This window comes from Paenibacillus sp. J22P90, assembly GCF_059692195.1.
Window position 1 is genome coordinate 1223095 of record NZ_JCAUAY010000002.1, and the last position, 22410, is coordinate 1245504.

Annotated in this window: 20 protein-coding genes; 4 read left to right on the forward strand and 16 right to left on the reverse strand. The window is 46.5% G+C overall.

Features of this window, described 5'->3' with window-relative positions; genetic code table 11:
- Window positions 1-6: 6 nt before the first annotated feature.
- The 3 genes from AC58UX_RS10055 to pheS all read right to left on the reverse strand — a co-directional run bounded on the left by AC58UX_RS10055 (window position 7) and on the right by pheS (window position 5891).
- Entirely contained in the window at window positions 7-2256 is a 2250-nt protein-coding gene (locus AC58UX_RS10055; RefSeq protein WP_497251981.1) for a hypothetical protein, read from the reverse strand.
- Window positions 2257-2350: 94 nt separating this feature from the next.
- Window positions 2351-4831, reverse strand: coding sequence for a phenylalanine--tRNA ligase subunit beta (pheT, locus tag AC58UX_RS10060; protein ID WP_497251983.1), 2481 nt, complete (start codon window positions 4829-4831; stop codon window positions 2351-2353).
- Window positions 4832-4856: 25 nt separating this feature from the next.
- Window positions 4857-5891 (reverse strand): phenylalanine--tRNA ligase subunit alpha, encoded by a 1035-nt coding sequence (gene pheS, locus AC58UX_RS10065; protein WP_497251985.1) that lies wholly within the window; start codon window positions 5889-5891, stop codon window positions 4857-4859.
- A 545-nt stretch (window positions 5892-6436) separates the two neighbouring features.
- Between pheS and AC58UX_RS10070 the strand changes: the two genes are divergently transcribed.
- Window positions 6437-6865 (forward strand): MarR family winged helix-turn-helix transcriptional regulator, encoded by a 429-nt coding sequence (locus AC58UX_RS10070; protein ID WP_497251987.1) that lies wholly within the window; start codon window positions 6437-6439, stop codon window positions 6863-6865.
- Window positions 6866-6901: 36 nt separating this feature from the next.
- Window positions 6902-8560, forward strand: a complete 1659-nt coding sequence (locus tag AC58UX_RS10075) for an MDR family MFS transporter (RefSeq protein ID WP_497251989.1) — start codon at window positions 6902-6904, stop codon at window positions 8558-8560.
- Window positions 8561-8623: 63 nt separating this feature from the next.
- On the opposite strand, the gene lepB is transcribed toward AC58UX_RS10075, so the two are convergent.
- Window positions 8624-9184: a signal peptidase I gene (lepB, locus tag AC58UX_RS10080; RefSeq protein WP_497251991.1), complete on the reverse strand. Its 561-nt coding sequence runs from the start codon at window positions 9182-9184 to the stop codon at window positions 8624-8626.
- Between the two features lie 104 nt (window positions 9185-9288).
- On the opposite strand from lepB, the gene AC58UX_RS10085 reads away from it, so the two are divergent.
- Window positions 9289-10209, forward strand: a complete 921-nt coding sequence (locus AC58UX_RS10085; RefSeq protein ID WP_497251993.1) for an aldo/keto reductase — start codon at window positions 9289-9291, stop codon at window positions 10207-10209.
- 24 nt (window positions 10210-10233) lie between these two features.
- Window positions 10234-11187, forward strand: coding sequence for a glutaminase A (gene glsA, locus AC58UX_RS10090; protein WP_497251995.1), 954 nt, complete (start codon window positions 10234-10236; stop codon window positions 11185-11187).
- A gap of 63 nt (window positions 11188-11250) precedes the next feature.
- On the opposite strand, the gene AC58UX_RS10095 is transcribed toward glsA, so the two are convergent.
- From AC58UX_RS10095 to AC58UX_RS10150, 12 genes are all read right to left on the reverse strand, one after another.
- On the reverse strand, window positions 11251-11436 hold the full coding sequence (locus tag AC58UX_RS10095) for a hypothetical protein (RefSeq protein WP_497251997.1): 186 nt from the start codon (window positions 11434-11436) through the stop codon (window positions 11251-11253).
- A gap of 11 nt (window positions 11437-11447) precedes the next feature.
- Window positions 11448-13100, reverse strand: a complete 1653-nt coding sequence (locus AC58UX_RS10100; RefSeq protein ID WP_497251999.1) for a copper resistance CopC/CopD family protein — start codon at window positions 13098-13100, stop codon at window positions 11448-11450.
- 8 nt (window positions 13101-13108) lie between these two features.
- Window positions 13109-13513, reverse strand: a complete 405-nt coding sequence (locus AC58UX_RS10105; protein WP_497252001.1) for a DUF2203 domain-containing protein — start codon at window positions 13511-13513, stop codon at window positions 13109-13111.
- A 43-nt stretch (window positions 13514-13556) separates the two neighbouring features.
- Window positions 13557-14069 (reverse strand): nickel-responsive transcriptional regulator NikR, encoded by a 513-nt coding sequence (gene nikR, locus AC58UX_RS10110; RefSeq protein WP_497252003.1) that lies wholly within the window; start codon window positions 14067-14069, stop codon window positions 13557-13559.
- 149 nt (window positions 14070-14218) lie between these two features.
- A complete protein-coding gene (locus tag AC58UX_RS10115; RefSeq protein WP_497252005.1) occupies window positions 14219-15982 on the reverse strand; it encodes a response regulator in 1764 nt (587 codons plus the stop codon).
- A 58-nt stretch (window positions 15983-16040) separates the two neighbouring features.
- The gene (locus AC58UX_RS10120) at window positions 16041-16415 is read right to left on the reverse strand and encodes a response regulator (protein WP_497252007.1); all 375 of its coding nucleotides are present in this window, start codon (window positions 16413-16415) and stop codon (window positions 16041-16043) included.
- Between the two features lie 89 nt (window positions 16416-16504).
- Window positions 16505-16888 (reverse strand): gamma-glutamylcyclotransferase family protein, encoded by a 384-nt coding sequence (locus AC58UX_RS10125; protein ID WP_497252009.1) that lies wholly within the window; start codon window positions 16886-16888, stop codon window positions 16505-16507.
- Window positions 16889-17005: 117 nt separating this feature from the next.
- Complete coding sequence (locus tag AC58UX_RS10130; protein ID WP_028556449.1) at window positions 17006-17293, reverse strand: CD3324 family protein; 288 nt, start codon at window positions 17291-17293, stop codon at window positions 17006-17008.
- Between the two features lie 1008 nt (window positions 17294-18301).
- Window positions 18302-19063, reverse strand: coding sequence for a LamB/YcsF family protein (locus tag AC58UX_RS10135; protein ID WP_497252011.1), 762 nt, complete (start codon window positions 19061-19063; stop codon window positions 18302-18304).
- 254 nt (window positions 19064-19317) lie between these two features.
- A complete protein-coding gene (locus AC58UX_RS10140) occupies window positions 19318-19542 on the reverse strand; it encodes a nuclease-related domain-containing protein (RefSeq protein WP_497252013.1) in 225 nt (74 codons plus the stop codon).
- Between the two features lie 257 nt (window positions 19543-19799).
- On the reverse strand, window positions 19800-21593 hold the full coding sequence (locus tag AC58UX_RS10145) for a response regulator (RefSeq protein ID WP_497252015.1): 1794 nt from the start codon (window positions 21591-21593) through the stop codon (window positions 19800-19802).
- Window positions 21565-22401 (reverse strand): CheR family methyltransferase, encoded by an 837-nt coding sequence (locus AC58UX_RS10150; protein WP_497252017.1) that lies wholly within the window; start codon window positions 22399-22401, stop codon window positions 21565-21567. The genes AC58UX_RS10145 and AC58UX_RS10150 overlap by 29 nt, the downstream gene beginning before the upstream one ends.
- Between the last annotated feature and the right edge of the window lie 9 nt (window positions 22402-22410).

Here is a 22410-nt window from a genome sequence, read left to right on the forward strand (position 1 = left end):
TTAGGGCTACCCGACTGGGCTATCAGCTTCTACAAGCTCAATCCATTCGTTATATTCGATTTGCAACTTGGCGTATTCCTCACGCAATTTCCTGTACTCTTCTTTGATCGCTTGAAGTTCTTCTTGTTGAGCTTCATCGTTCATGCTCATTTGAAGAAGTTCTTCTTTTTCCTGTTGAGCTTGAGCTAAAATAAGTTCTTTCTCTTCCTCAAACTGTTGTGCACGCGTATTTCGCTCAGCCTGAATTTGCATAAGCAGCTCTTCTATTTTGCCTTGATAGTGCTGAATAATTATCGCCTTCTGCTCTTCAAGCTGCTGCATAAAGTTAGATTGCTGAACGTGATACTGATCTTCCAGCTCGCCTTTTTCTGTTTCAAGACGTCGAACCTTCGCCTCTTCCTCTTCCTGATAAAGCAAAGCTAAAGAGTCTATGTCCTCTTGATGTGTGCTTGCTGCAACCTCAAGTTCGGCTTGATGCTTCTGTTTAATCGCATGAATCTCAGCATGATGGCCACGTACGATAGCTGAAATTTCGTTATGATTATTCGTTGTGTTAGATACTAGTTCATCTCGATGTTGCTCAGCTAATATTGCCAGTTCGGATTGGTGCTGCTCAGACATAGCACTCAATTCATTTTGATACTTTTCTGAGATAGCATTCAGCTCGTGTTGGTGATTCTGTGCGATAGAAGCTACTTCAATTTGGTGACTCTCTGTCAATGAAGCGATCTCGAAGTGGTGCTCATCGGTTTGATTTGCTAGTTCTTTTTGAAGTTTCTCCGTGATGGCTGTTAACTCTGTTTGATATTCATCCGAAATTGTTTCTATTTCACTCAGATGACGATCGGCGTCAGCGAATACATCTGCTTGATGTTCTTCTTTTATAAGCGCAATGGCACCTTGATGTTCCTCTACGAGAAGGTCGATTGCAATTTGATGTTCCTCAGCTAAGAGAGATACTGCCACCTCATGCTCATCTTTAAGATTCACCACTACATCTTGATGCTCTTTTTGTAAGGAAGCAAGTTGGGATTGATGCTCACGTGCCATGTTTGCTTGCGCATCTTGATGTTGCTTCGTTAAGTATTCGATCTGTGCTTTGTACTGATTGTGAATGTCCGCAATATCAGTACCACTTTGCTTAACCGCTACCGCCAGCTCTTCTTGATGACGAAGTTCCGCGCTTTCTTTGTCTTGAAGATGCAACTGAATAAGTGCTTCTTTCTCTTCCTGCAGTTGGCCTAGCAAACTTTCGTTTTCTTTACTATGCGTATCAGCGATCGCTGCAAGCTCAGCTTTATGCTGTTCAGCCAACTTAACAAGCTGTTGCGATTTTTGCAGTTGTGCTTGCTCCAGCTGCTGTTTGGTTTGTTGATGTTGTTGTTTTTCTTGGTCTAGTAATTGTTTTACTTGCAGGTTTTGTCGTTTTTCCTGGTCAACCTGCTGTTTAACTTGTTCCAACTGTTTATTAACTTGATCTTGTTGTTGTTTCGCTTGCTCTTGCTGTTGTTTTGTTTGGTCTTGTTGTTGTTTAGCTTGCTCTAATTGTTGGTTTACCTGATCGATTTGTTGTCTAGCCTGTTCTAATTGTTGGTTCGCTTGCTCTTGTTGCTGTTTTGATTGCTCTTGTTGTTGTTTCCATTGCTCTTGTTGTAGTTTTGCTTGTTCAATTTGCTGTTTAGCTTGATCTAGCTGCTGCTTAGATTGAACTTGCTGTTGTTTTGCCTGATTCAACTGCTGGTTGGATTGATCTAGCTGTTGCTTGGTCTGATTTAACTGCTGCTTCCCCTGCTCGTACTGCTGTTTCAACTGCAGCAATTGTTGGTTCGTTTGTTCCTGTTCTTGTCTAGCTTTTTGAGTTTCTTGTTTTAGTTGTTTTTCTAGTTCTGTCAGTTGATTCAGTTTCCCACTTTGCTCAGCGAGTAGCACTTGATTCTTATCTTCATTTTGTTTCAGTTCTTGATACTGCGCAGCTAACTTATCGTAGGCAAGTTTAGTCGCTTCTTGCTCTTTTTGCGCTTTGCTCAGCTCTTCCACAATTTCATTCATGCGGAAGCAATCATCCGCCATGTTCACTGCGGCCAAAACTGCGATTCGCTGTGAATCCAAACGAGGATAGCCTTTGGCAATGCGAAACATTTGATCATTCACATATTCAGCAACTCGCTTCATATGATTCGTGCTTGTATCTGCTTTGAGCTTATATTGGTGTCCATATATATCAACAGTAATTCTTGTTTTATCTTCAGTCGTCAATGTTATATCCTCCCTTAAAATGAAAGGCTGGTCCTATCGAGAATAATTTCGATAAGACCAGCCTATATTCCTGCAACTTATAAGGAAAGTTACACTATTTTCTTAACTCCGCCTCAAATTGTTGTTCAAGTGTTGCCACAACTTTGGCGTGGAGCTCCGTTACCTCTTCATCCAGCAACGTTCTGTCCGCATGACGGTACACGAGTGCGATCGCTACGCTTTTCCGATTAGCTCCAAGACGCTCTCCAGTATAGATATCGAACACCTGAATGGACTCCAACAATTCCCCTGCAACTTCGGCAATTGCTTGCTCCATAAGTCCCACAGGTACGCTTGTATTCACCACAACGGCAATGTCACGTCCGATAGACGGATAACGCGGCAATAATTTATATACGATCTCATCGCCAGCAGCTTCCAAGATCGGAGATAGTTCTACTTCTAGCACATACGTATCATCCAAATCACGCTGTTGCTGCGCAGTCGGATGCAATTGACCTACGCGGCCAATAACCTTCGATGCCAGTAGAATATCAGCTGTACGACCTGGGTGGAAGCCCTCTGGCGCTGCTGATGTGTAGGACAGACCTTTGATTCCTAGGTATTGCACTAAGCGATCAAAAATACCTTTGATGTCATAGAAATCAACGGCTTCCGACTTCTGAGCCCAGTGAGATTGACGGCGTTTGCCTGTCAATACGATGGACAACAGCAGCTTTTCTTGCGGTAGAGCTGTAAGTGACGCTTCATCTGTAATGAACGCTTTGCCAATTTCGAAAATGGCGACATCATCCATCGTACGATTGCGGTTGTAGCTGACAACATCCAGCAAATGCGGTACTAGGCTCGTGCGCAGCTGGCTGCGGTCTTCGCTCATCGGCATCGCTAGTGAGATCGGCTTAGCCGCAGGGAAAAGGCCAGGAATCGCATCTACTTGTGATTGTTGATTCACTTCCGCTCCTGCGCCACTGTGTGAGCGAGGGTTTGTGAAGGAATAAGTAATAACTTCATTCAATCCGCTTTGCGTCAAAACATTCCGTGTAATGCGGCGGATGGATTGCTCTTTAGACAACGACCCTGGTGTAGTCACGCCGGTCATCAAGGTTGTCGGGATGTTGTCATAGCCGAAGAGACGTGCCACTTCTTCGATCAAATCGACATCACGCGTGATGTCTCCGCGGCGGCTCGGCACATGCACGAGCAGCTTGCCTTCGCCAGCTTGCTCGAATGTGAAGTTCAAGCGGGAAAGGATTTGCCCCATCTCGGTCAAGGAAAGCGCTGTGCCGAGATAGTTGTTCACGCGGTCAGCTGCAAGGGAGATAGCGACCGACTTGTGCGTTCCGCTAGCGGCTTCTACGATGCCGTCAGCGACTTTACCGCCTGCGTATTGCGCAATCAGCGCAGCAGCACGGTTCAGTGCCGGAAGCACCGCTTCCGGGTTCACTTCTTTCTCGAAGCGAAGGCTCGCTTCCGAGCGAAGACCTAGCTGGCGCGACGTACGGCGCACAGAGCTGCCTGCGAACTTCGCGGATTCAAGCAGGATCCGCGAAGTTCCCTCAGTTACTTCGGAGTTGGCCCCGCCCATTACTCCGGCGATTGCCACAGGCTTGGTGCCGTCCGTGACGAGCAGCATGTGCGGCTCTAAAGTACGTTCCACATCGTCGAGTGTCACGAGCTTCTCGCCAGCTTCGGCGAGTCGGACATCGATGTGGCCATTGTTCAGCTGCTCTACGTCAAACGCATGCAGCGGCTGGCCGTACTCCAACATCACGAAGTTCGTGATGTCGACGATGTTGTTGATGGGGCGGATGCCCGCAGCCATCAATCGGTTCTGGATCCACAGCGGAGAAGTGCCTACGCGTACGCCTTCGATCAGGCGAGCCGCGTAGTGTGTGCACTGCTCAGTCGCTGTGATTTTCACGCTGATGCGGTCCGCAGCCTTCACGCCGGCAGTGCCTGCCGCTTTCAGCGCAGCTTCCGTATCAGGCAGCTTTATCTCGCGGCCAAGGATCGCCGCGATCTCGTAAGCCGCTCCGAGCATGCTCAAGCAATCGGAGCGGTTAGGCGTCAAGTCAAGCTCCATGACTTTGTCGCTAATCGCCAATACATCAAGAATGGAGCTTCCGACTTGCGTATCCTCAGGCAATACGAGGATGCCTTCTTGGATTTCTTTTGGAAGCAGCTTATCATTAAGTCCAAGCTCCTTAGCGGAGCAGATCATACCTTGTGATTCCACGCCACGAAGCTTAGCACGTTTGATTTCCAGTCCGCCCGGAAGGACAGCGCCGATCATCGCGACAGGAACCTTTTGTCCAGCATCAATATTTTTAGCGCCACAAACGATTTGCAAGTCTTCGCCTTGCCCTGCGTCAATTACGCAAACACTAAGTTTATCAGCGTCTGGGTGTTTCTCGCGCGACTTTACGAATCCAACAACTACATTTGAAACACCTTTATTACGATCCTCGACGATATCTACTTCGATCCCGCTGCGGGTTAATTTTTCAGCTAATTCCTCGGCTGTGAAGCCTGTTACATCCACGTATTCGGATAACCATTGGTAAGAAACGTTCATGCTTATACCCTCCTTTTCCTATTGCTTACACATGTAAAAATTGTTTTAAGAAACGCAAATCATTCGTATAGAAATGACGAATATCTTCGATACCATATTTCAACATCGCGATACGTTCAACGCCCATGCCAAATGCAAAGCCTGTGTACTCCTTCGGATCGTAGCCGCCCATTTCAAGCACGCGCGGATGTACCATACCTGCTCCGAGAATCTCCAACCAGCCTGTTTGCTTACATGTACGGCAGCCTTCACCGCCACACATTGCACAGCTCACATCGACCTCAACACTCGGTTCTGTGAATGGGAAGAAGCTTGGACGCATGCGAATTTTCGTTGTAGGGCCATACATTTCTTGTACGAATTGCAGCAATGTGCCTTTAAGATCACTCATCCGCACGTTGCGGTCAATGACTAGACCTTCAATTTGTTGGAACATGTGAGAGTGAGTCGCATCGTCGTCATCGCGGCGGTATACTTTGCCTGGGCAAATGATTTTGATCGGAACCTCGCCTTTACGCTTCTCCATGGTTCTTACTTGTACAGGTGATGTCTGCGTACGCATCAAAATCTCTTCAGTAACATAGAAGGAATCCTGCATATCACGAGCCGGGTGATCTTTCGGCAGGTTCAACGCTTCGAAGTTATAATAGTCTTGCTCGACTTCAGGACCCTCAGCTACGGTGTAGCCCATCCCGATGAAGATATCCTCGATTTCTTGAATGACCTTGTTCAAAGGATGCACAGCACCTTGCTGCGAAGGACGTCCTGGCAACGTAACGTCAATCATTTCAGCGCGAAGTCTGTTCTCTGTTTCTTGCTTCGTGTACGCTGCTTGCTTCTCTTCGATCACAGCTTCAATTGCTGCGCGGACATCATTCGCCACTTGACCGATGACCGGTCTTTCTTCAGCACTTAACGCGCCCATACCGCGAAGAACCTCGGTTAACGGACCTTTTTTACCTAAATACTTAACGCGCAAATCGTTCAATTCCTGCTGATTTCCAACCCCGCTAAGCTCCTGCAGCGCTTCCTGCTTCAAAGCTTCTAAACGCTCTTTCATCGAAATCCCTCCTGATTTAGGCCTCTGAATCGCCCTTTATGACAACACAAAAAAGACTTTCCGCTCCCTCGCAAGGGACGAAAAGCCGTGGTACCACCCTAATTAGATTCGTCTATGTCCAATTGCCAAAATGCAATCGCCAAATAAACGAGTCTCACTTCATTCCAGATAACGGACGATGTGTCCGGTTCCCTCTAATGAGAAGCTTGGTTTAAGCTTTCTGTTCAAAGGACTGCTCGGGAGCGAACTTCCACAGCCTGATTCTCGGGGCCAGCTCTCAATCATCGGCTTTCCCTCCCTGTCAAGAAGCACTGCGTACTCTTCTCCGTCAAAGCATTTCCACGTATATGTACCAGTTATTATATGCAAGATACAAAGGATATGCAAGTACATCAGACCTTCTTTCAGAAAGTTTCAGAAATATCCCATTGACTTCATTATTCGACAGGTATATATTTTAATTAAACAATTTAACTATTACTTTATTTAATATTTATATTATTTAATTATTAGACAATTCTAATAATTTTATAGGAGGTTATGGCTTGGAAGATGAATTGACGACCTACACCAATCGCTTCCGTACTTCATTTGAGCTGACTCACCGTAAGATTACGCAAAGTGTCCTTAGTGAACTCAATTCAGAGTTAACAGCTCCGCAATTATTCATGTTAGCGATGATCGCCAAGGAGAAAACACCGAAGCAATCCCACCTTGCTGATAAACTAGGCGTTAAACCAAGTGCAATCACCGTGATGATTGATCGACTTGTCCAAAGTGGGCATGTTATACGTAAGCATCATGAAACGGATCGACGCATTGTACTCGTGGAAAATACAGATGAAGGCGCCGCGGTTCTTGCCCGCGCAAACGAAGTTCAGCAGAAAGTGATTGCCCAAGGGCTGTCACAGCTGCCTCCTGATGAACTGAAAATTCTCGTAAATGCTTTTGAAAAGTTTGTTTCATTTTATTAATTATTTTTATTTTTCACACCAAAGGAGTGGTCACACATGGAAAACATTCAAAAAGCAGCGCCCAAGGATATCTCCGAAGCTGCTGCACCAGAACTCAAAAATAGGGGGCTCCTGCTCACCGGCTTGATCATCGCCATGCTTTTCGGAGCCTTGGACGGTACGATCGTCGGTACAGCAATGCCGCGTATCGTTGGGGAATTTGGCGGACTCGGACTGATGACATGGCTAACGACAGCGTACATGTTAACATCGACAGTCGTCGTGCCTATCGCGGGTAAACTGGCCGACTTAATCGGCCGCCGCGTCATTTATGTAACAGGACTTATCATCTTTATCGTTGCTTCTGCGCTTTGCGGTATGTCACAAAACATGACTGAACTTATTTTGTTCCGTGGTTTGCAAGGTCTTGGCGGTGGTATCATGATGCCAATGGCGATGATTATTATCGGGGATTTATTTACTGGTAAGCAACGTGCCAAGTGGCAAGGGGTTTTTGGAGCGATCTTCGGTTTGTCCTCTGTTATTGGGCCGCAAGTTGGCGGCTGGATCGTAGATGCTTGGGACTGGCGTTGGGTGTTCTACATTAACCTGCCTGTTGGGATCCTAGCTGTTATTTTGATCGCAATTGCGTTACCGAAACATAAATCAGTAGGAAAAGTGAAATTCGACATTCCAGGTATTGTTACCATGATCGTCGGGGTTGTGAGCTTACTTCTTGCTCTTACGTTTGGCGGTAGTGAATACGCTTGGGGTTCTTGGCAAATCGTTGGTCTCTTTGTACTTGCTGTAGCATCCTTAACTGCCTTCATATTTATTGAAAGTAAAGCAGCAGAACCGATTCTTCCAGTTCGTTTATTTAAAAATAGAACCTTCTCCACCATTAACGGTGTAGGCTTCCTGATGGCCGTTGGTATGTTCGGCGCGATTATGTTCGTTCCTTTATTCATGCAAGGTATCGTCGGGATTAGTGCCTCGGCATCTGGTACGGTCATGACACCACTGATGATTACGATGATTATTGCGAGCGTTGTTTCTGGTCAATTCATCGCTAAAGTCGGTGTTCGCAAACAAATGCTCATCGGTATGATCGTGATGGCCGTAGGCTTCTTGTTCCTAAGCACAATGGGTATTTCAACGACTAAGTTAATCGCATCCAGCTACATGGTTCTTCTTGGTTTAGGGATGGGGCTTGTTATGCCAATTCTTACACTTGCCCTGCAAGAAAGCTTCCCGAAATCAGAGCTAGGGGTTGTAACATCTTCAAGCCAGTTCTTCCGTCAAATCGGTGGTACATTCGGGATGACGATTCTCGGTGCCATTATGAATCATAAATCAACAGTCTTGCTTGAAAGAGATTTAGAGCCTGTCGTGAAGCAGCTGCCCGCGGAAGCAAGTGAGCTAGCTAATTCGATGACCGATATGATTCATACGAATCCGCAAGCACTATATTCATCCCTTTTGGTGCCAGAATCCTTAGCTAAAATGCCAAAAGAATTCGTGGAGCATATGGTGCCTTTGCTTAAAAATGCGTTAGTTACTTCCCTTCATCAAGTATTCCTGTATGGTTTAGTGTTTGTACTCCTCGGCGCTGTACTGACGCTCTTCGTAGGCAACATTAAGCTTTCTGACCGTAAATCGAAGAAAGACGATGGCAACGGCGAAGATGAAAACCAAGTGACACCGCATCTCGCTTAATTCTTTGAGACAGCTAAAAGCTCCCTTCCTCTAACGAGGTCGGGAGCTTCTTTATTTATGCTTTTACTCTACAGTTCCGATCTGATTAAAAGGGAAAATCCGAAATACAACTTTACCGATAATGTCTTTTTCATCTACAAAAGGTGTCGACGGCCACAGATGGGAATCATAACTGTCATTGCGATTATCGCCTAAGAAGAAATACTTGCCTTCAGGCACCGTGACTTGATGATACGTGTATGTCATCGGAGCTTGGATGTAGGGCTCGTCAACTTTGACGCCATTTCGATATAAGGCGCCTTCTTTGATCTCTATGGTATCGCCAGGCAGTCCGATCAGACGCTTCACATAGCGGTCCTCATTCCCCTCCAGCGGCGGCCAAAACACAACGATATCACCGAATCCAAAATCGGTTAATGGCTTCATTTTCTCAACAATCAGCTCGTCTTGTAATTGAATCGTAGGCAGCATGGACCCCGTGGGTACTTTCATCGCTTGTGCAACATAGGTATTGACCACAAGTGCAAGAATGAAAGCGAACGCGATCGTAGGCACCCATTCCTTTAACAGGCTTAGCACGTACTTTTTAAACAATTGTACCAACAACCTTTCAGTTTGAATCATTCCCTCTTTACACCTTAACCCATTTATGGAAAGCTAACATTAAACTAAAATAAAATGTTGTTGTATAATCAATTTGGATACCCTAATAAGGAGAGTGCGCTACAATGAAATATCGTAGACTTGGCAAAACAGATCTGAAAGTTTCCATCGTTGGTGTTGGCACTTGGCAATTTGGCGGTGAATGGGGATTAACATATACCCAAGCAGAAGCAGACGCGATTCTAGATCAAGCGGCAGAGCTTGGCATCAACTTAATCGATACCGCTGAATGCTATGGTGATCATCTTTCGGAATCATTTATCGGTAATTATTTATCCCGCCGCGATCGTGATAAGTGGGTTGTCGCAACGAAATTCGGTCACCACTTCCATGATTTATTTACACGAACGGATGAGTTTAGCGCCGAATCCGTCATCAAGCAGCTGGATGCGTCTTTGAAAGCTTTACATACGGACTACATCGACCTATATCAATTCCATTCGGGACCTGATGCGCTATTCGATAACGATGATCTATGGACGACGCTTGATAAACAAGTGCAAGCCGGTAAAATCCGCCACCTCGGTACATCGATCGGCAGCAATGCGAATATTCATCAGACCGCGGCTTCCACAAAAGTGAATTCTAAAGCGATTCAAGTTGTCTACAATCGTCTGGATCGTGCGCCGGAAGATCAGGTGTTCCAATCCTGTATAGAGCAAGATCTTGGTGTTCTCGCACGTGTCCCGCTGGCTAGCGGTTATCTAAGCGGTAAATATAAGCCAGGTGCCGTATTCGGGAATACGGACGTTCGTCATCGCCACGATGCTGAAAGTGTCAGACTGAAGCTGGAAGAAGTTCAGCGCATCCAGCAAAATGAAGTACCAGAAGGCATGGACATGGCCAAGTGGGCATTGGCTTGGTGCTTGAAGCATGATGCTGTCACTTCCGTTATTCCAGGCTGCAAAAACCCTGAGCAAGTCATTGCGAATGCAGCGGCAACTGATCTTATCAGTGACAATCATCCGCAAGCTTGGAAAGCCTAGAGAAGAGGAAGGACTGACTTGGCCATGCCTGACCAACAGGACGTTGCAACCTGGAAGAGCCTACATGATCACCTCGACGAGTGGGTTGCTCTCAGCAAATCACATACCAAGGAAGGTCATGTCGCTTCTTACATCCCTGAATTAGCGAATGCATCTGGGGATATCCTCGGTATTTGTATCATGGAAAGCGAAGGGCAAACCTTAACTTCTGGGGAATCGGACTTTCGCTTCACACTGCAAAGCATTTCAAAGGTATTCACCTTGATTCTAGCCCTCATGGATAATGGCGAACATGTTGTCTTCTCCAAAGTAGGCATGGAGCCAACAGGGGATGACTTCAATTCTATGCTAAAGCTCGAGCTTGTTGAGCCTGGCATCCCTTTCAATCCGTTAATTAATGCAGGAGCGATTGCCATCTCGTCATTAATTGCGGGCAACAACACGGATGAACAGATCGAGCGAATCCTTCATTTCTTTCGAGATATTGCCGATAATCAGGCGCTTGGCATCAATCAAAACGTCTTCAAATCCGAGTCCGATACGGCTCACCGCAATCGTTCCTTAGCCTATTTTCTCAAGGATAACGGTGTCTTGGACAGTGAAGTGGACGATGTTCTTCGGGTCTATTTCAGCCATTGCTCCATTGAGGTGAACTGTACGGATCTAGCTAGAATGGCGCTCGTTCTCGCGCATAATGGCGTGGATCCGATCCGGAACCAGCGCCTCATTCCGCGGCGCTTCGTACAAATTGCTAAGACATTCATGTTTACCTGCGGGATGTACAATGCTTCTGGCGAATTCGCCATGAATGTTGGGCTGCCTGCGAAGAGCGGCGTGTCCGGCAGTGTTTTGACCATGGTGCCTGGGAAGTACGGTATCGGCCTCGTTGGGCCTGCATTGAACCGTAAGGGCAACAGTACCGCTGGTGTTCATCTCCTCGGCATTTTATCCCAAGAATTCGACTGGAGCTTGTTTTGAGAAAAAGAACCTTCCCTTATGACTGTGTTTCAGTCGCTGGGAAGGTTCTTTCGTTTATAGACACTATTGCATCGATTGCTTAACTCGTTGAAGAGCTTCGATCAACTCATCCACTTCATGTTCATTCAGTCGGATTGTTACATAGTTCGGCGAGATCCCGCCGTCATTGATCTCAATTAGAGCAGAATCATCTTTGTCATCTAGTTTGACTGACAGCTGGTCTTTATCTAGAATGGGAATCCAAGCCATGGTCATCCTCCCTAATACACTATGAAGTCTTTGGTATACACCGTCTCATTATCTTCTGCATCCATGACGCGCATTTCTAATTCCCAATTCCCTATAAAAGGCAAGTACGGTCCTTCGGATTTATAGCTGAATTTAGCAAAACCGTAAGACTCCTCTTCCTTATTATCCGTGTATGGTGTTAACGGCACAGCAATTGGTGCAATATCCTCATCATCTTTGTTATGCAAAATCAAAAGAACTTGCTTCGGTTTGCCTGATTTCTCTGGCAGCCAAACTTTGGCGACGAACGTGTTATTACCTGGGATTTTAGGTGAAATATCCACGGTAACGTGGACCTTCTCTCCCATTTGATGCCACGCAAGCGGTTCATTAGCCGGAATCGGCGCCATATAGGTAAGCAGACCGACCAAGACAACAATGACGACCATGAGAGACAGATCCAGCTTCACCCAGACGATCGATTGATTCACTTTTTTCCTGCGAAGGAATAGTCGGATGACGAAACCAATGAGTGCAACTAGCACTACTACGCCTACTTTTACAAGCAAAAGAATTCCCCAAGTGGTGTATGTCAAGTATCGTAAGCTCGGTAAGAATAGCAGGACAGACAGGACCCCTGAAACGGTTAAAACAAGAATCGAAATCAGTGCAAATTTAGAAAACTTCTGCATATAGCTGCCGAGATCCAGCTTGTTATGACGCCATTTTGCGTAAAGGAGAACTAATCCACCTACCCAACAAGCCGCGGCAACCAGATGGATAAAGTCGAGTCCAATCGTCGCCAACAGCGGTTTAAAGGAAGCCGCGTGTCCGCTAAAGCTTTTGACAGCCAATAAAGCGATTGACCAACTTACATCCAACCAAGCTAACCTGCCCAGCAGTACAAAGCCTAGGAAGGATAAGACGAGAAGCAGCACCCACGAAATCCCGATATTCGTTGAGGTGAGCAGCTGCACGATTTCATCCAAACCGCCGCCACCTAATAGATCTTCAATATGTGTGAAAATAAGCAGCAAGAGTGCAACGATATGTGCGCGTTGCAGATTGAGCGTCCAGGCGGACACCGATTTCTGTGCTTCTTCGCCCGGAGGTCTCACCAATCGCAGCCAGAATGCCCAGCCAGTCAAAGCTAGCAGCATGAGGAACCATAAGCCCCGTGAGGCGTATTGGATCAAGCCTTTCGTTGTCAGCGGCCCCGCGCTATGATCGTGCCCCGTATGGGCGGTAGGCACATCGAGAACATCCTCCTGCGGTGGATTACCGATCGTAATCGGATAGCTGCCGCCCACAGGATGTCCATCTGCTGAAATAACGTGATAGCTGATCAAATACACGCCTTCTTCGAGCTTTGGCAGATCCAGCTGGATGCCCATCTGCTCTTTACTCATCGTAGCTTTGCGTTTCGTTATTTCAGCTCCGCTATGATCATACACCTTAATATAAAAGAGTCCGCTATCTAATTGCTCATTAAACGTAACGGACACTTGCGCAGGCGAGATTTCAAGCTTCGCTCCCGCTTCCGGTGTAGCCTCGACTAATGAAGCATGCGCAGAGGCGGATTGCGGCGCTAGAACAGCGCTCAACAGCATAAACGCCAGCACGGCAATCAAGCCGAGTGGCAATCGTAGGAACCATTTCTTGGTTCGATGGTTATTAGGTCGCATGATATCCCTTAATCCGCTATTGGTCTACGGCCAGCAAAACCATCTTGCTCTCCGTGATAATAACGAATCTGATCCTCTCCTTGCTTCCAACACAGCAACACTTCTTCTCCATTCATAAGAGCTGGGAAATCAACAAGTCCCGAATCGATATCCTTCAGCTCAATGCCCGTCTTTTGAAAGCTTTGAATGAGCCCACGGGCTTCAATTTGAAGAAATTCCAGCGCAGCTTCCATGACAAAAAATGGATCCTTTTCCGTGCCAGGTTTCTCGGCGTATTCATTCTTTTTATGGCGTAACTCCATATATTTCTCCTCAAACTCACTCTTCAAGGCTTGCATTTTTTTCAGTTCCTGATCTACAAAAGGCAATAAATGATTGGCCTCTTCCAACGAGAACCATTTTTTCTCAGACATAACGCACCTCCATGTCCTTTATTCTAGCAAAAAAAATGAAGAACTACGAATTCTGCTCGTCCGTGCGGGGCTTATCGTGATCATGGTGATGATCATGATGGTGACCGTGATGATGGCCATGTCCATGGCTCTGACTATGCTCGTCCACATGGGTAACGGACAGCTCCGCGTAGCCGACCCCTTTTAACACCTGAATGCGTTGCTGCAGCTCTCGAAGCTTCTGCACTTCCCCTCGCACTACAAGTATTTCCAAGCATTGCTGATGGTTTAAATGAATATGCATCGTCGAAATAATCGCATGATGATAGTCATGTTGAAGCTCCATTAACGTAATGGGTAAATCTCTAATTTCATGGTCATAAACCATCACAATGGTTCCGGCGACCATTTCGTTGGGCTGCATGCTGCTAGAGGTTAAAAGCGCCTTGCGCGTTAAATCTCGAATCGCCTCCGAGCGATTATCATACCCTTGCGTCGCAATCAATCGATCGAATTGCTCGATAAGGGATTGCGGCATCGAAATACCGAAACGCACCAGATTTTCTTTATCCGACATGCCATCTTACTCCTTCATAAGTAACTTCGTACATATCCCTACTGTAGCAGAAAGTGCTGGCGTCGCAAACATCCACGTCGAGATCATCGCCACCGCACATCACTTCGCCCCCGTAAAAAGCAAAAAGGAGGGGCAACGGCTCCCTCCTTCTAGTCGAGTTTCATTAACTGTTTGACGCGGTTCTCCAGCTCAACGAGCGAGAATGGCTTCGTCATATAATCATCGGCGCCCATTCGTAAGCCTTTGGCGACATCCGCTTCCTTCTTTTTCCCAGATAACATGAGAATCTTCATCTCTTTGGAGAGAGATCTGGGATCTGTCTTCACCTGCTCCAAAATCGTAAATCCATCTAATCCTGGCAATACGCCGTCCAAAATACAGGCATCAAAAGCTTGACTAGTCAACAGCTGCCACGCCTGCTCACCATCGGAAACCTGCGTAATCGTAATAGGTAAATGCTCCAATTGTGAAATCAGGATAGCTCGTAGAATCGGATCATCATCTACGATCAGAAGCTTCTTCTTCTGAAGCTGGGCATTCGCATGGGCGACAAGCTTCGTAAACTGTGCACCCTCATCCTCGAGGTCTGCAAGTATAATACGATTTTTGCCCTGTTGCTTCGCTTGGTACATCGCATCATCGGCCTTATCTACCCATTCCGCAACGGTCATACCTACTTGCCATTCCGCTACGCCAGCCGAAAACGTGATGGAGAACGTTTGCCCATCATTTTGAGCAACAGGCTTTACACGCACTTTATCAAGGATATCCTGCATGATGGAACGAGCTTGTTCCACGGATGTATTCGGTAGTGCAATGACAAATTCCTCACCGCCAAAACGCGCCAATAAGTCCGTAGATCGCAGATTCACCTGCATTAAGTGAGCCAAGCCTTGAAGCACCAAATCCCCTACGTGATGTCCGTACGTATCGTTAACGCTTTTGAAGCTGTCAATATCGATAAACACGAGAGAAATTGGCGCCGGATAGCGCTCAATCCGCTGCAGCTCGAGACCAATTTGCAGATCAAAATATCGACGATTGAACACACCTGTCAGCGGGTCACGAAAAGCCAATTGTTCAAAATTTCGCGTCCGCTTCAGAAGTCCGTATATCCGAGCCGCCAATTCCTCGTACTGAAACGGCTTCGTCACATAATCATCCGCTCCTAGATGAAAACAGCGAACTTTATCACTTACATCGTCACGTCCGGATAAAACAATAAGCGGCAGCCACTTGAGCGTAGGATCTTCTTTGAGGAACTCAAAGAGCTCATACCCCGACTGCGGGTGCATCATCAGATCTAGCGTAACGAGATCATACGTATGCTCGCGAAGTAATTTTTTAGCCGACTCCACGTCAGCTGCTTCATCAACCACACAATCATCGAGCTGCAATCTTCTGGTCAAATAGGAACGCAGTGCATCGTCATCATCGACCAGCAATATGCGGCCTTTCATCGTTCGCAGCATCGAACTCACAGCAGGATCCTGCTGTTCATCCATCTGAATTTCCGTTAAGCCGATATCCAGCTCTATTTTCAGCTCAAATATAATGCCAGCCGTACGATCCAAGCACTCATAGACCGGACTCATCGACGAGAGCAGCTCATCCTCCAACGAGTTAACCGCTAACGTCCACTCCCATATCCGAACTAAGTCTTCCGCCAATTTTCCGATTCTCACATAACCAAAAACCGGCGCACTGCCTTTGAGCGTATGCGCAATCCGATAGATTTGCTGTAAATCCTCTAAGACAGGCTCCACTTGAACCGCTGTCAGCAAAGACTGCAGCTGCTGGAGCTGCTTGTCATATTCACGCATAAACAGCTTTTTGCCTTGTTTAAGAATTCTTGCATCACGATCAGTTTCTGAACCTGATTCTTTTATTCTCTCTATGTTTTTATGGCTCATAACAGACATCACCCTTTATAAGCTTAATCTAACTAGTCACATCACTAACCTGTTCGACCTATCGTTGCAAAAGCTGCCCTATGGTGTCCAATAATTGAAGTGGACTGAAAGGTTTCACAATGTACGTGGTGACGCCTGCTGCCTTCGCCTTTTCTTTATCTTTCTCTAGCGCTTTGGCAGTCAAAAGAATGACCGGCAAGTCCCGATTCACATTGTCGCTTTGTCGCAGCCAAGAACATACCTCAACGCCCGTTCGCTCTGGCATCATGTAATCTAAAATAATTAAATCGTACGTTTCCTTGCCGAGTTGTTCGATCGCTTGTTGACCGTCCTCAACCTCTGTAATGACGTATCCTTCGTCCGATAACGTTTCCGTTAGGAGAAATCGAAGAGCCAACTCATCATCGGCGAGCAAAATTTTATAAGCGGACATGTTCTCTCTCCTCAAGTCTATGAATTACATTAATTATAGCATCATCCCTGTAGCCACGATAGAAAAATGTCGGAAAACCCCGAAAGAAATCACACTTTCTTCTCGTGTAAATGGGACTTCCATGAAGAGCCTTTGATTTCCGGCAATCCGCGAGAACTTGTCCAGCAATAGACCCAGCCTTCCCGCTCTCCGCTGACATCCTTCACCCATATCCGTTCATATTCATTGTCCTCATGATTCGGGCCATAGTACGTTTCCAAGACATCCATGGCAGCTAACCCTGCCTCAGTAACTTGAATCCATTCCCCCACAACGGTATGTTCATCTCCCGATCGGACTAGTGCTGGATAAGGTCCCACATCATATAAACGTCCTTCAATTGCCCCAGGTTGCACGTCAAGTAAATACGGAGAGACAACAAAATGATTACTTTCTCCTACAAGTAACGTTCCATACACAAATACGGCTATCATCCCTACTCCTCCTAATTTCTTCTAAATGATCTATATGAATGTTTTCGGCGAGAAAACTGCGGATTCCTACAGCGATAGGTAAAAAAGAAAAAAGCAGCATCACGATGGATGCTGCTGCTATGCCTGATTGGCTGTTAATTCACGTGTTTTAACAATAATTTTGCGAATGCTGTCTTCGGACAAATGAAACACCTTGATCAGCTCCAATACGGTCGATCCCGTTTGATACAAACGGAAAATCTCACGATTTCTCCGCTCAATAATGATGCGAGTGCCGTTATTTTCTCCCCAGCCAGCACGTTTCTGCTCTTTCTTAGGGATATACACGATTTCGCCTTGGATATATTCTTGTAATTGTTTTAATAGGTTAGGGGGAAGAACATCTTTCCCGTTCTTATAACTCATGGATGAAAACCTCCTCAAATTGTCGCAAAACTAAAACTTCGACGGATTTGCAGAGAGTATCTTCATCGCCCCTTAACCTCCTACCATTCTCAAAAATGGAATAAAAAAAACACGATCATAATCGTGCCTGTCGGTTGTATATGCAATTATACAATTCAGGTGAACGGTTATTCCACGAATGATATTCAGTTAGGAGACGAGTACCTCTGCGGCGGCCGCAACATTCATCGCTACTGTCATTGTCATTGTGTACATTAAAAAGCACTCCCTTCACCATAGTTTATTGTTGTGTTCACTTCGTGTTCACAATTCTCATTATATGTAAAAAGCTTCTCGCTGTCTACTCGTTCGTAAAAGTTATGCGAGGGCCTAGGGCCCCCGCTTGGAACAGTGATCTCTGCTTACGCAGAGATCACCTCTGTTTGCGTTGTAATCACCTTGATCACTCCTTTCTGAAGGCATGGAAGCCGGCCGGCTACATACCCTATTAACTCATATTGCGGAGCTGGTCTCAAGTGAAAGAATGGTTATAGGGATTCTTTCCTTGTTGGGGGTGTGGAAGGAGTGGAGGAAGTGCAGGATGTGCAGGATGCGACTGAGCCTGCCGTACTGGCAAGCAATATACTCTTCGAGTAATTAGGTCAGTAACAAATTTCAAATTTTGTCAGTTGTAATTTGAAACTCGTTGGTAGCATCAGTCATTATTGGTCATGTTCCGATCTTGAAGTTCCATTCATCGCTTACCCGCTCGCGTTTCCTGCGATTAATGTTAGAGGAAAAGAGACTTACTAGCTGTAGATAATGCCGCGATACCAGCAAGATGCAGGGGAATCACAGAACGTTTCTGCCAATGGAAGGATGTGTGAGGAGTAGATGATGGTGAGGGTTGGATGAGTTGTAAGTGATTTGTGGAGATGGTTGGTGGTAGAGTTTGGGGTGAGGTAATTCGGATACTTGCTGGGGGAGTTGGGTTGTCACAAATGCAAAAAAAAAGGACCTAGCGTTACGCTAGGTCCCAAGCGGCATGACTGCAATGCCGCCTCTTTCCAGCAGCGCGCGGATATCGCGCGCGAACTCCACGGCGTGAACGCCATCGCCGTGGATACAGATCGTGTCCGCGCGCATGCTCAGGTCCTCTCCCTCACGGGAGAAAACCTTCCCTTCGCGGACGAGCCGCTCCACCTGCGCCGCAGCTTCGGCGGCGCTCTCCAGCAGCGCCCCCGGCTGGTCGCGGGGCGTCAAAGAGCCGTCCCGCTGGTAGCTGCGGTCCGCGAAAGCCTCGCTCGCGGTCCGCAGCCCCGCGGCGGCGCCCGCCCGCAGCAGTTCGCTGCCGGGCGGGCCATACAGCGTCAGCTCCGCGCTGACGCTGGCCGTTGCAGCCGCAATCGCGGCGGCTAACTCATGGCGCTTCGCAGCCATGTGGTAGAGCGCGCCATGCGGCTTGACGTGCTGCAGGCGTCCGCCTTCGGCGTGGACGAACGCCTGCAGCGCCCCGAGCTGATACAACGTCAGCTCGTAAGCCTCAGCCGGCGTGATCACGATCTCGCGCCGGCCGAAGCCCTGCAGATCGGGCAGGCCCGGATGGGCCCCGATCGCAACGCCCTTGCGCACGCACAGCTGCACGGTGCTGCGCATGGTTGCGGGATCGCCTGCGTGGAACCCGCAGGCGATGTTGGCGGAGCTGACATAGTCGAGCAGCTCCGCATCGCGGCCGAGGCGATAAGCGCCGAAGCCTTCGCCCATGTCGCAATTCAAGTCAATGCGCAACATGACTACTTCACCCTCCACTTCAATGAATGCCACTCTGGCATCATTATTCGCTCATTCTTCAATCTTTCATTCTTTAATCATTCATCTTCAATCATCATTACTCAGCTCATTCACTACTAATCCCATTCATCACCCAGCTCCTGCTACACGCCCCCCACACAACTCACTCAGAGGATTAATTGGAAATTCTCCATTTGGGGTATATTTACTGAGCATATTATCGAAGTAAAAGTTAATTCCTCAAATTCACTCGATCATGCTTTTAATGCTTGAATATGTCCATAGTTTTGTCTAAGCGGATTACAGAGCTTTTTCTTACGTTTATAAATGACTTGTGTCCAATAATCTGACTTTTCCTCTCCTGTAATCCAGCCTGTATAAATCTTTGTTTCATTTAAAAATATCACATTTTTAGAAACAACAACATGATCTATTTTTATTGTCTTACCTTTAACGGATGGAAGCGTAATGTCATGCAATATGGAATATTTGTCTTATCTAGTTTGTTGATTTTATACGACACAAATTCGAAGGCATCCTCCAATTGTTGTTTCTTCATCCGACTTTTGCAGTTAGATTCCCATTAATAATTAGCTACGGAAGAGAGCGAACCAGTCAATTGTCCCTGGCTTACCAGACACCGAGGTCCGAGGTTGCTCCCTTAGTGGTAATTTCCCACAGAGGGATGCTCTCCCCATTTTCTACCGCTAATAGAACGCCTTCGCAAGCTTCCACATTAACCTTCAGACGGATTCCCCAAATGATCAAGGTTAAAATTCACAAAAAATGTCGTTCCCCCTGAGCTCGTCTGCACCTTGATTACAGCATCATGTCGCTCGGCAATGCCATAGCATATCGATAAACCTAGCCCCGTCCCATTGGACTTCGTGCTGAAGAACGGCGTACCGAGCTTGGCGAGGAATTCCTCTTTAATACCTTGGCCTTGATCTGATATCGCTAACACCACTTGCCCCTCTTTCGCGTATGTCTTGATTGTTAATGTGCCGCGGGCTATCATTGCATCCAGCCCATTCAGAACGAGATTCAGTATGAGCTGGCGAATCTCCTTCTCATCCAAGAGAATGTGCGGACATTCTCCTAATTCCAGCACAACATTGTGATTCCCAATCATCGCTTTCGAATGGATAAGGGGAAACAAGTTCTCGATGATGGTATTTAGTTGTCTTTGCGTGCGCTTCGTCGGCGCATGAGCAGCAACGGAGAGAAATTCAGTCACAATGTTGTGCACCCGATCCAATTCTTCGATCATGATATCGGTGTGTTCATTGGATGGATGGCTTTTGGACAGCTGCAAGAAACCACGCACTGTCGTCATTGGATTGCGAATTTCATGCACGATCCCAGCTGCCATTTCCCCCGTTAAATTCAACCGATCCAATCGAATCATTTCCTTCTCCAGAAAGACGCGTTCCGATATATCGGTCACGACACTTAAGAGGCAATCTTCTCCACGCACCTGCATGACTTCATTGGACATTAAAGCTTCACACAAATTACCCGTATGCGTCATATACCGAATGCGCACATTCTGTGCGGCTTGCCAAGGATCATGCTTCTTCTGGTCATCGGAGTCAACAATATATTGCAACAAGTCGGCTGTTTCATGATAAACTTCGATTGGCGTAAGGCCTACAGCGTTTAGCAACCTTGCATTGACATTAATGTAGCGTTTGTCTTTCATCGATCGTAGGGAAATCAGGCAAGGCATCGTATCGAAAATTTGGCGAAAACGCTCTTCTTCCATCATTTTCCGATCTGTGACATCTCGAATGGAACACACGTAGAGCTGTTGCCCAACGATGCTCGTTTTACCAATTTGAATATCGACCGGGAACGGGATCCCCTCTTTTCGTAGAGCTGTTGTTTCAATAAGTTCGTTAGTCTGATTCTTCTGTGCAAAAAGTCTGGAAGATAGCTCAGGGACGATCCGATTAATAGGTTGACCGACCAGCTTATCCGGCATATAGCCGAACATTTTGGCTGCTACTGGATTCAGCGTTTGCATATAGCCATATTCATCGACAGTTACGATTGTATCGTTAGAAGTCTCACCAATTACTTTTAATAATTCATTCTGGAGCTTGATTTGCTCTTGATATTGATACATTTTTATGAAGGCTTCGATTTTCATTTTCAGCGTTTCGGGATGTAATGGTTTGAAAATATAATCAATAGCACCGACCGCATACCCGTGTTTCACATGCTCTGCAGCCTGACTAATAGCTGTTATAAAAATGATAGGAACATACTTCGAGCGCTCTCTTAATTTAATTAATCTAGCTGTTTCAAAGCCCGTCATACCTGGCATTTGTACATCTAATAGAATGACAGCGAATTCCGTCGTCAAAACATGCCGCAAGGCCTCCTCCCCCGAGTGGGCAGAGAACAATTGGTAATTCGGCGAGTCCAGTATCGCCTCAATGGCAATTAAATTTTCCGGTCGATCATCGACCATTAAGATATTGACTTTCGACAGTGGACTATCTAATTTTGCGGTAAAGCTTTTCATTATGTTCCATCTCCTTGTAACAGTCTGCGAAACTCGTAAAGGTTATGCTTTCCTTATGTCCAAGCCCAAGGAATCCCATTGGAGATAGGCTTTGATAGAACAATTCATGTACGCGGTTCTGAAGATATGCATTGAAGTAGATCATCGCGTTACGACAAATGATGACATGGAACTCATTAAAAGATTCATCAACAGCTAAGTTGTGCTGGGCGAATGTGATTTTACCACCTAGATATGGCTTAAATTCCGCACGACCATTAGAGACAGATATATAGTCCTGTATGGATTTCTTGCCGCCTGCGAGCATATAATTCTGCACATACTGTTGCATGCGTTCGACTGGAAATGATTCACGCTTGGCTTCTTCGATGACCGCCTCATTCATATCTGTCGCGTAGATACGCGTTCTATTCAACAGGTTCTCCTCATCCAGCAGAATAGCCATAGAGTAGGCTTCTTCGCCAGTTGAGCATCCAGCATGCCAGATGCGAACACTTGGGTAATGCTGTAGCAGAGGAACGACTTTATTCCGGAAAGCCACGAAAAAGCTGGGGTCTCGGAATAGCTCTGTCACATTAATTGAGAAGTCATTGGTGAGTTGCTTAAACGTATGTCGATCATGCAGTACCTTCTCCTGTAAGCCAGAGATCGTCTTCAGGCGCTCTGCTCGGATTCGATACCAAATTCGGCGACGTATCGTCGGGAACACATAGTTCCGGAAATCTACGCCATAATACCGGTAAAGTGCTTCGAGTAAAAGTTCAATTTCAATTCGTTCCCGGTCGTCAATCTGTTCATTATCGTTCATACACACAAG